At 62.1% G+C, this 364-nt stretch carries 1 protein-coding gene; it reads left to right on the top strand.

Going from position 1 to position 364, the window contains the following annotated elements:
• On the top strand, positions 1 to 364 hold a 364-nt coding region (locus tag JK358_RS38830; RefSeq protein WP_201958898.1), incomplete at both ends, for a phosphopantetheine-binding protein.

The raw sequence follows: 364 nt of genomic DNA, 5'->3' as shown, positions 1-364 counted from the left end.
ACACCGGCGACACCCGACTGATCGGCTACATCGTCCCCGACACCACCGACACCGACAACGGAATCGATCCGACTCTGGTCCGTCGGTACGCACGCGAACGACTACCCGAATACATGGTGCCCGCAGCGATCATGCTGCTCGACCAACTGCCCTTGACCATCAACGGCAAACTCGACAAGAAAGCGCTACCGACACCCGAATACACCTCAGGCACCCCCTACCGGGCTCCCTCCACACCGGCCGAACAGGCACTGGCAGAGATCTTCCAACGCGTGCTGAGCATCGAACGAGTCGGAGCCGACGACTCCTTCTTCGACCTCGGCGGCAACTCCCTGTCCGCCATGCGCGTCATCGCAGGCATACG

It is taken from the genome of Nocardia acididurans (genome assembly GCF_016741815.1).
Lineage (GTDB): Bacteria > Actinomycetota > Actinomycetes > Mycobacteriales > Mycobacteriaceae > Nocardia > Nocardia acididurans.
Note: the sequence above shows the minus strand (reverse complement) of the source record. Positions and strands in the feature narration are given on the sequence as shown.